At 68.4% G+C, this 7868-nt stretch carries 5 protein-coding genes; 2 read left to right on the top strand and 3 right to left on the bottom strand.

Annotation, left to right across the window (positions count from 1 at the left end):
* Positions 1-102 precede the first annotated feature (102 nt).
* The gene (locus A5773_RS08905; protein ID WP_067790556.1) at positions 103-777 is read right to left on the bottom strand and encodes an LpqN/LpqT family lipoprotein; all 675 of its coding nucleotides are present in this window, start codon (positions 775-777) and stop codon (positions 103-105) included.
* Positions 778-965: 188 nt separating this feature from the next.
* Here A5773_RS08905 and A5773_RS08900 point away from each other — a divergent pair, with 188 nt between their 5' ends.
* Complete coding sequence (locus A5773_RS08900) at positions 966-3599, top strand: GH92 family glycosyl hydrolase (protein WP_067790553.1); 2634 nt, start codon at positions 966-968, stop codon at positions 3597-3599.
* 13 nt (positions 3600-3612) lie between these two features.
* On the opposite strand, the gene A5773_RS08895 is transcribed toward A5773_RS08900, so the two are convergent.
* Positions 3613-5991, bottom strand: a complete 2379-nt coding sequence (locus tag A5773_RS08895; RefSeq protein ID WP_066952042.1) for a lysylphosphatidylglycerol synthase transmembrane domain-containing protein — start codon at positions 5989-5991, stop codon at positions 3613-3615.
* A 161-nt stretch (positions 5992-6152) separates the two neighbouring features.
* Here A5773_RS08895 and A5773_RS08890 point away from each other — a divergent pair, with 161 nt between their 5' ends.
* The gene (locus tag A5773_RS08890) at positions 6153-7100 is read left to right on the top strand and encodes a class I SAM-dependent methyltransferase (protein WP_066952064.1); all 948 of its coding nucleotides are present in this window, start codon (positions 6153-6155) and stop codon (positions 7098-7100) included.
* Here A5773_RS08890 and A5773_RS08885 read toward each other — a convergent pair.
* Positions 7097-7807: a TVP38/TMEM64 family protein gene (locus tag A5773_RS08885; RefSeq protein ID WP_067790550.1), complete on the bottom strand. Its 711-nt coding sequence runs from the start codon at positions 7805-7807 to the stop codon at positions 7097-7099. The genes A5773_RS08890 and A5773_RS08885 overlap by 4 nt on opposite strands.
* Between the last annotated feature and the right edge of the window lie 61 nt (positions 7808-7868).

Raw genomic sequence — 7868 nt, 5'->3', positions numbered from 1 at the left:
GCCTCCGGCGCGCCCCCCCCTTACCCCCCTGGGGGTGCGGGGGCCTTCCGGGGGGGGGCGGCCCCGCCTCCGGGGCCCCCGCGGCGCCACCACTTCCCTCGCTCAGGGGGTGATGGTGGTCTGGTCGTCGATGACGTTGGCGGCGTCCATCAACGGGCCTTCATCGGCCTGTGGGCCCTCGGCGTTGAGCTGGAGCACGTAGACCGCGCCCTGGCTGGGGATCACCACCGTCTTCTGGGCGATGACGCGGGCGCTGCCGTCCTTCTGGTACGTGCCTTTGAGCTGCCACGCCTGGAAACCGCCGAGCGTGGACGCGGTCCCGTCGCCGCTGCCCTGGTAACCGGGCAGGTTCTGCACCTCGCCCGGGGCGTACTGGATGAGCTTCGCCGGGTCGACGTCGCCGGAGAGCCTGGAGTACAACGCGGAGATGGTGGGCGGATCGGCGGGGTTGGTGGGCTGGGTGAAGACGATGCCGCCGTACGACGTGCCGGCGTTCTGGTTGAGCTGCCAGCCGGCGGGCACCGGCAGGTCGACGTTCGGGCCGGGATCGCCGTGGTGAACGGGCGTCTCGGTGATGTGGTTGTCCTTGACGTAGTCGGCGATGGTGTATTTCGCTTTCGCGGCCGGGGCGGAGCTGGTTGCAGCCGACGTCGTGGACGTTGAGGTGGATGTGGACGTCGAAGTCGACGATTGACTGCCGGATTTGTGGTCGTTGCCGCAACCGACGAGCGCCAAACTCAGCGCTACGGAAATGGTTGCTAGCGTCAAATGTTTCATAATCCAATCTCCCGAAAATGGGGCCGGTACCAGCGCCGGCCACGCCGAAATGACAGTAGCCGAAATGGCCTGCAACTTCGCCGGTATCTTTTGCTCTTTTTGGCGCTAGCGCGACCGGCCCGTAAATCGTTATCCAATTCGTCTGGAAAACACTCACCCAGAACCGCGTTGTCCAGTAAGAGACAGGTATGCGGTCACGAAGGGCCCTCGTCGCGCTGCTGGCGGCGTCGGTCGTCTTCATGGCGTTCATCGCCGCGGCGCCGCCGCCCATTGCTTATGACGGTGAGCCCGCATTCGTCGCCAACCCGGCCGACCACGTCGCCACATTGATCGGCACCGGGACGGGCGGCCAGACGGTGGGGGAGATCAACAACTTCCCGGGCGCCGCCGTGCCGTTCGGGATGGTGCAGTACTCGCCCGACACCGTCGGCAACTACGCCGGCTACAACTACGACAACCCGCGCGCAAGCGGGTTCAGCATGACGCACGCCTCGGTGGGTTGCGCCGCATTCGGTGACATCTCGATGTTGCCGACCACCAATGCAATTGGCTCGCAACCATGGAAGGCCTGGGAACGGATCGCGCACGACGACACCGAAAGGGGAGTGCCGGGCTACTACACGGTGCGGTTCCCGGGCACCCGGGTGAAGGCGGAACTCACCGCCACCACGCACACGGGTGTCGGCCGATTCAGCTACCCGCGCAACGGCCGCCCCGCCCTGCTGCACGTGCGCTCCGGGGCGTCGCTGGCGGGCAACTCCCGCGCGACCATCCAGATCGGTGAGGACAACACCACGATCACCGGCTGGGCGACCAGCGGCGGATTCTGCGGCAAGAACAACACGTACACGGTCTATTTCGCGATGAAGTTCAGCCAGCCATTCGTTTCGTACGGAGCGTGGGATGGCAATGCGGTGTATCCCGGTACCCGCAGCGCGAATTCGCCGTACAGCGGCGGCTACGTGGAATTCCCGGCGGGAGCCGTGCTCGAGGTGCGGACCGCGATCTCCTACGTCGGTATCGACGGAGCGCGGGCCAACCTGGCGGCCGAGGATGGGGCGAGCTTCGACGACGTGCGCGGCGCTGCGTGGAGGATGTGGAACGCCACGCTGTCGCGGATCTCGGTCGCCGGCCGTAACGCCGACGACCTCGAGACGTTTTACACCGCGCTCTATCGATCGTTGCTGCACCCCAACACCTTCAACGACGCGGACGGACGCTACATCGGATTCGACGGCGCCGTGCACACCGTGGCCGCGGGCCACACGCAGTACGCCAACTTCTCCGACTGGGACACCTACCGATGTTTGGCGGCCTTGCAGGCGCTGCTGTTTCCGGACCGGGCAAGCGACATGGCCCAATCGCTGGTGAACGACGCCGAACAGAGCGGAGCGCTGCCACGGTGGGCGCTGGCCAACGCCGCGACCGCGGAGATGAGCGGGGACAGCGTGGTACCGCTCATCGCGAACTTGCACGCCTTCGGTGCCGAGGACTTCGACACCAAGACCGCGCTGCGCTACATGGTGAACGCGGCGACGAAAGGCGGTGTCGGGCTTAACGGTTACGTCGAAAGGCCGGGGATCGACACGTATCTGCAATTCGGTTACGCGCCGTTCTCCTTCGAGTTCCGCACCGATGGCTGGGTCGCCGCCGCGTCGATCACGCTCGAGTGGTCGGTCGACGACTTCACCATCTCGCGGTTCGCCGATTCGCTTCCAGACGCGGCGACCGCCGCCGAATTCCAAGGCCGGTCGCAATACTGGCAGAACCTGTTCAACCCGACCACCGGGTACATCTCACCCCGCAACTGGACCACCTTCTTCCGCGCCGGCCCGGCGTTCGTGGTGTCCCCGAAGGATTTCGGCCAGATCGGGTTCGACGAGGGCAACGCCACGCAGTACGTCTGGTGGGTGCCGCACAACGTGGCCGGCCTGGTGACCGCGCTCGGCGGCCGCGAGGCGGTGGCCGGGCGGCTCGACGGCTTCACCAAGAAGCTGAACGTCGGCCCCAACGAGCCCTACCTGTGGGCCGGCAACGAACCCGGCTTCGGGGTGCCGTGGCTGTACAACTACGTCGGTCAACCGTGGAAGGCGCAGCGCACGGTCGACCGGGTGCGTGGGCTGTTCGGACCGACGGCCGACGGGGAGCCGGGCAACGACGATCTGGGCGCGCTGGCCAGCTGGTACGTCTGGGCGGCCCTGGGCCTCTACCCGAGCACGCCGGGAACGTCGATCCTCACCGTGGCCGCACCGATCTTCGACCGTGCCGTGCTCGCGCTCCCCGGCGGCAGAGCCATTCGGATCTCCGCGCCGGGCGCTTCCGGGCCGCGTCACCTCAAATACATCAGCGGCCTGCGTGTCGGCGGCCGGCCCACCGATCACACCTGGTTGCCCGAGTCATTCATCCGCACCGGCGGGGACCTGAGCTTCTCGCTCGTCGCCTATCCGGACAGGACTTGGGGCACAAGCGAATCGTCCGCGCCGCCGTCCTTCGGTGCGGGCAGTTCGGCGGTAACCGTCAACGTCCCAAGCCCCATCGTCACGATCGAGCCGGGCACGACGGGCACCGTGAAAATCGACGCCCAACGCATGATCGCTGATGCCGGCGGCTACACCGTCACCGGCACCGCCTCGGACGTCGGTATCAGCGTGACGCCAGCGACGGGACAGTTCTCCCCGGACGGATCGGCGAGCATCGACGTACCCATCAAGGTCGAACGGTCGGTGACCCCGGAGTACTACCTGGTGTACTTGACCTCCACGGTCGGCCAAAGCGCGCGCACCTCAACCATTCTCGTGGTCGTGCAGCCTGGAACCGAGTGATCCGGGGCGCGCTTTAGATCATCTCGTTCTTGGTCAACCACCGCATCACCGGCCAGCCGGCGAACACGGGCAGCCAACAGGTGAGCACCCGATACAGCAGAACGGACGGCACACCGATGGCCGCCGGCACCCCGAAGGCGGCCAGGCCACCGATCAGCGCGGCTTCGACGGCCCCGACCCCGCCGGGCGTCGGCGCGGCGGACGCCAGCGTTCCGCCGACCATGGTGACCACGGTGCAGGTGACGAACGAAGCGCCGCCGCCGAATGCTTCGACGCTGGTCCACAGGGCCAGCGCAGCACCCAGAGTCGTTCCCGCGCAGCCGGCTACGATCAGCGCCAGTCGCTTCGGTTCCCGGGCGACCTCGACGAGGTCGGTTGTCACCTCTTTGAGTTTGGGGCGCACGTCGGTGGCCAGCCAGCGTCGCAGGGTGGGGACGAACAGAAAGGTGCCGACAATCCCGAGCGCCAGGCCCGCGATCAGGTAGAGGACCGTGGCGGTGGGGACGAAGTGCGACAGGTTCATCGACGCGCCGGCGACGGTGCTGAACAGGATCAGCAACACGAGGTGCATGATCACCTGCACGGATTGCTGCAGGGCCACCGCCGTGGTGGCCCGCATGGCGGACAGCCCGCCGCCCTTTTGCAGGTACCGTGTGCTCAGCGCGAGGCCGCCCACTCCCGCCGGGGTGGTGGTGGCGGCAAAAGTGTTGGCCACCTGCGCGATTGACAGCCTCCAGAAGTTCACCGTCTCGTCGGCGGACGCCCACAGCGCGGCGGCCGCCCCGACGTAGGTCAGCGCCGAGACCCCCAGGCCCAGCAGCGCCCACCACCAGTTCGCGGTCCTCAGCTGGGAGAAGAACGTGGGCGCGGTGCTGATGAAGGGGTACGCCACATAGACCAGGGCGCCGAAGAGCACCAGCTGAATGATCTGGCCGCGGGTGAATCGGGTGATGGTTTCGGGTTTGATCTGGTCGGCCCCGGTCTGCCGCTTCACCTCCGCGCGGGCGGCCGATATGACGGCGCCCGCATCCGAGATTGACCTGCGAATGGGCCGCGGCACAGCGACTTTCGTCAATCGACGCGACGCGCGCAGGATGGTGTCCCGATCGAACGCCTCGATCGCGGCGGCCACCGCCGCTTTGGGGTCATACAGGGCCGAGGTCGTCACCAGCAGCTGAGCGATATCGGATTGGAGTTGAGCTTCGGTGGCGCCGTATTCGGCGCTGTGAAAGCCGCCGAAGAGCACGGTGCCGTCGTCGACGGTGATTTCGTTGCCTCGCAGGTCGCCATGCGCGATCTGCTGGTCGTTGAGGATCCGCAGGGCTTGCCACACCTGCTGAACCGGCGTGGACTGTGCGCATCGACCGAGCGGAAGGCCATCGGGCGGCTTGTGCGAGTACAGGATCCAGCCCCGATCGAGGGTGGCGACGGCGATCGTCGCGGTGTTGGCCAGGTTCACCTGCCCGACGGCGATCGTCATCAGGGCGCGATGCTCGACGGCGCGGCGCATGGAGGTCACCAGGGGTGCGGTCTCGGTGTCGCGCAGGCGCAGCTTGATCCACAGCTGGCGCAGCGTGCCGCCGCTGCGCTGATGCGGGCCGTAGAGCTCGACGACCGCTGCGCGGTCGGGCTCGTCGCATCCGGCCGAAAGGACGAGCGGGCCGCGGCCGGCCGGCCGGACCACGCTGAGCCGCGAAACCACGAACCCGCGCCTGGCCATCGCGCGCACCGCCGCCTCCAGGGGCACCTCAAGCGCTGGGGTGCCGACCACGAGCACCACCAGCGAGCCGACGAGCCAGCCGACGGCCAGGCCCAACAGGGCGCGGGCCGGCACGATGGCGCTGACGACGAGGTGGATCGGCACGAAGGCCAGCAGCAGCGCCCACCACCAACGCCGCCAGCGCGCGGGCAGCCACGGCCCCGAGACGGTCAGCACCGCCGCCAGCATCCCGATCCAGCGCGGGTCGTCGAGGAACTGCCCCAACACGGTCTGCAGGCGTTCGGAGAGGTCGAAGTGCCAGCGCGGCGCCGAAAACCCGTTGCCGCCCGCCGACAGCGGCAGCGCCGCCAGCAGCGCGGCCGCCGCATACGCCCCGAGCAGTTTCCATTGCCGCCCGACGATAAGGCCGATCAAGATCATGAAGGGCAGGGCCAGGATCGCCAGGCCGTACGCGAGGTACACCAGGTCGGCCTGTCGCGGGGAGAGCACCCCGACGATCTGCGAGATCGACTTTTCCAGCGCGTCCCACTGCGGCCGGGTGATCAGCGAACTGGTGATCACCACGGCGAGGAAGGTCGCGCTCGCGGCCAGCCGCAGGATGTCGTTGGTGCGCCGGGTCAACGGCTGCAGCAAGCTGCCGGAAACGCTGACCTCGCGCCCGTCGACTCGCATGTTGTGCCGATCCTTCGGATCCGTTCGGCGCCGCTGATCGATCCCGCTCGCCGGCTCGCCGACAACTTAACGCCGATACCCGGTTGCGCGACAGCTCCCGCCAACCTGGCGCGCGTAGGGTCGTGTACGTAGGTGAGCTAGCGAAATTGGAGGGCGTGAGCGTGGCCAGAACGGACAACGACACCTGGGAGATCACCGAGAGCGTGGGGGCGACGGCGTTGGGGGTGGCCTCCGCCCGCGCGGCCGAGACGCGCAGCGAGAATCCGTTGATCCGCGATCCCTTTGCGCAGGTTTTCCTCGACGCCGCCGGCGACGGGGTGTGGAACTGGCATTCGGCGCCGCAGCTGCCGGACGAACTCGTCGAGGCCGAACCCGAGTTGCCGCTGCAGATGCAGGCGATGGTCGGCTACATGGCCTCGCGTACCGCGTTTTTCGACGAGTTCTTCCTGGCCGCCACGCGCGCCGGCATCCGGCAGGCGGTGATCCTGGCGGCGGGCCTGGACGCGCGGGCATGGCGGCTGCAATGGCCGGACGGCGGATGCGTCTACGAGTTGGACCAGCCCCGGGTGCTGGACTTCAAATTGTCGACGCTGGCCGAACACGGGGCGCAGCCCGCGTGCCACCGGATCGCCGTCCCGGTCGACCTGCGCCACGATTGGCCGGCGGCGTTGCGGCAGGCCGGGTTCGACCCCTCGGCGCCCAGCGTGTGGTCGGCCGAGGGGCTGATGCCGTACCTGCCTGCGGCCGCACAGGAGCTGCTGTTCGACCGCGTTCATGGGCTGGCCGCCCCCGGCAGCCGGGTGGCCGTGGAGGCGCTGGGTCCGAAGTTCCTCGATCCGGAGTTCCGCGCGAAGCGCCGTGCGCGGATGGACCGGGTCCGCGCCTTGATGGCGCGGGTGGACCCGGCTCGAGAGGTGCCGAGGACCGACGAGCTGTGGTATTTCGAGGAGCGCGAGGACGTCGGTGAGTGGTTCCGCCGCCATGGCTGGAGCGTGACCGTCACCCCGTCCGACAAGCTGATGGCCGGCTATGACCGCGCGGCGCCCAAGGAGGTAGAGGACGCCGTGCCGGGAAACCTGTTCGTGTCCGCCGAGCGAGCGGGAAACTAGCGGCCGTCCGCTTCGGAGTCCTCGCGACGGCCGGCGCGCCAATGCCGGTAGCCGCGGTGTGCGGCGAACGCGCCGACGACGGCGGTGACGCACCAGACCGCGATCGCGGCGTACGCCAGCGGCGACGACCGGTTCCCGATCGAGGCGCCCAGCGCGGTGTAGGCGAACGCTCGCGGGACCGACCCGACAAACGCGCCAATAGCCATCTGCCACAACGGAACTCCGAATGCCCCGAACGCATAGGACGCGAGCGCGTCGGAGATGCCCGGGACGAAGCGCTGACCGACCACCGCCCACAGACCGCGACGTTCGATCAAGGCGTCCATGCGGTCGGTCCGTTTCGGCCCCAACAGCGAACGCGCGCTGTCCCGGCCCGCCCGGCGGCCGATGAGGCTGGCGACCACGGCGGTACCCACGGTCGCGCCGAGCGTCACGAAGACACCCAGTACAGGACCGAACAACAGCCCGCTGGCCGCGGCCAGAATCGAGCCGGGCACGAACAACGCGCCCAGGACGGCCGATACGGCGACGTAGGTCACCGGCGCCGCCGGACCCGTCGCCGACACCACGCGCCGCACCTCCTCGATGTTGATGATCCGCGCGACGGCCACCAGGTAGAACAGCACGAGGAGGAACACGACGAACACGGCGAGCCGCACGATGTGAGTGCGGCGGGAGGCGGGTTGGGAATCGTCGCTGTCGTCCATGCTGACCGCGATTCTTCCGCACCGGCCCGCGAAAGGCGTCACGGCCCGTGCGCCGCCGCCG

It is taken from the genome of Mycobacterium sp. 852014-52450_SCH5900713 (genome assembly GCF_001667075.1).
Classification (GTDB): domain Bacteria; phylum Actinomycetota; class Actinomycetes; order Mycobacteriales; family Mycobacteriaceae; genus Mycobacterium.
Note: the sequence above shows the minus strand (reverse complement) of the source record. Positions and strands in the feature narration are given on the sequence as shown.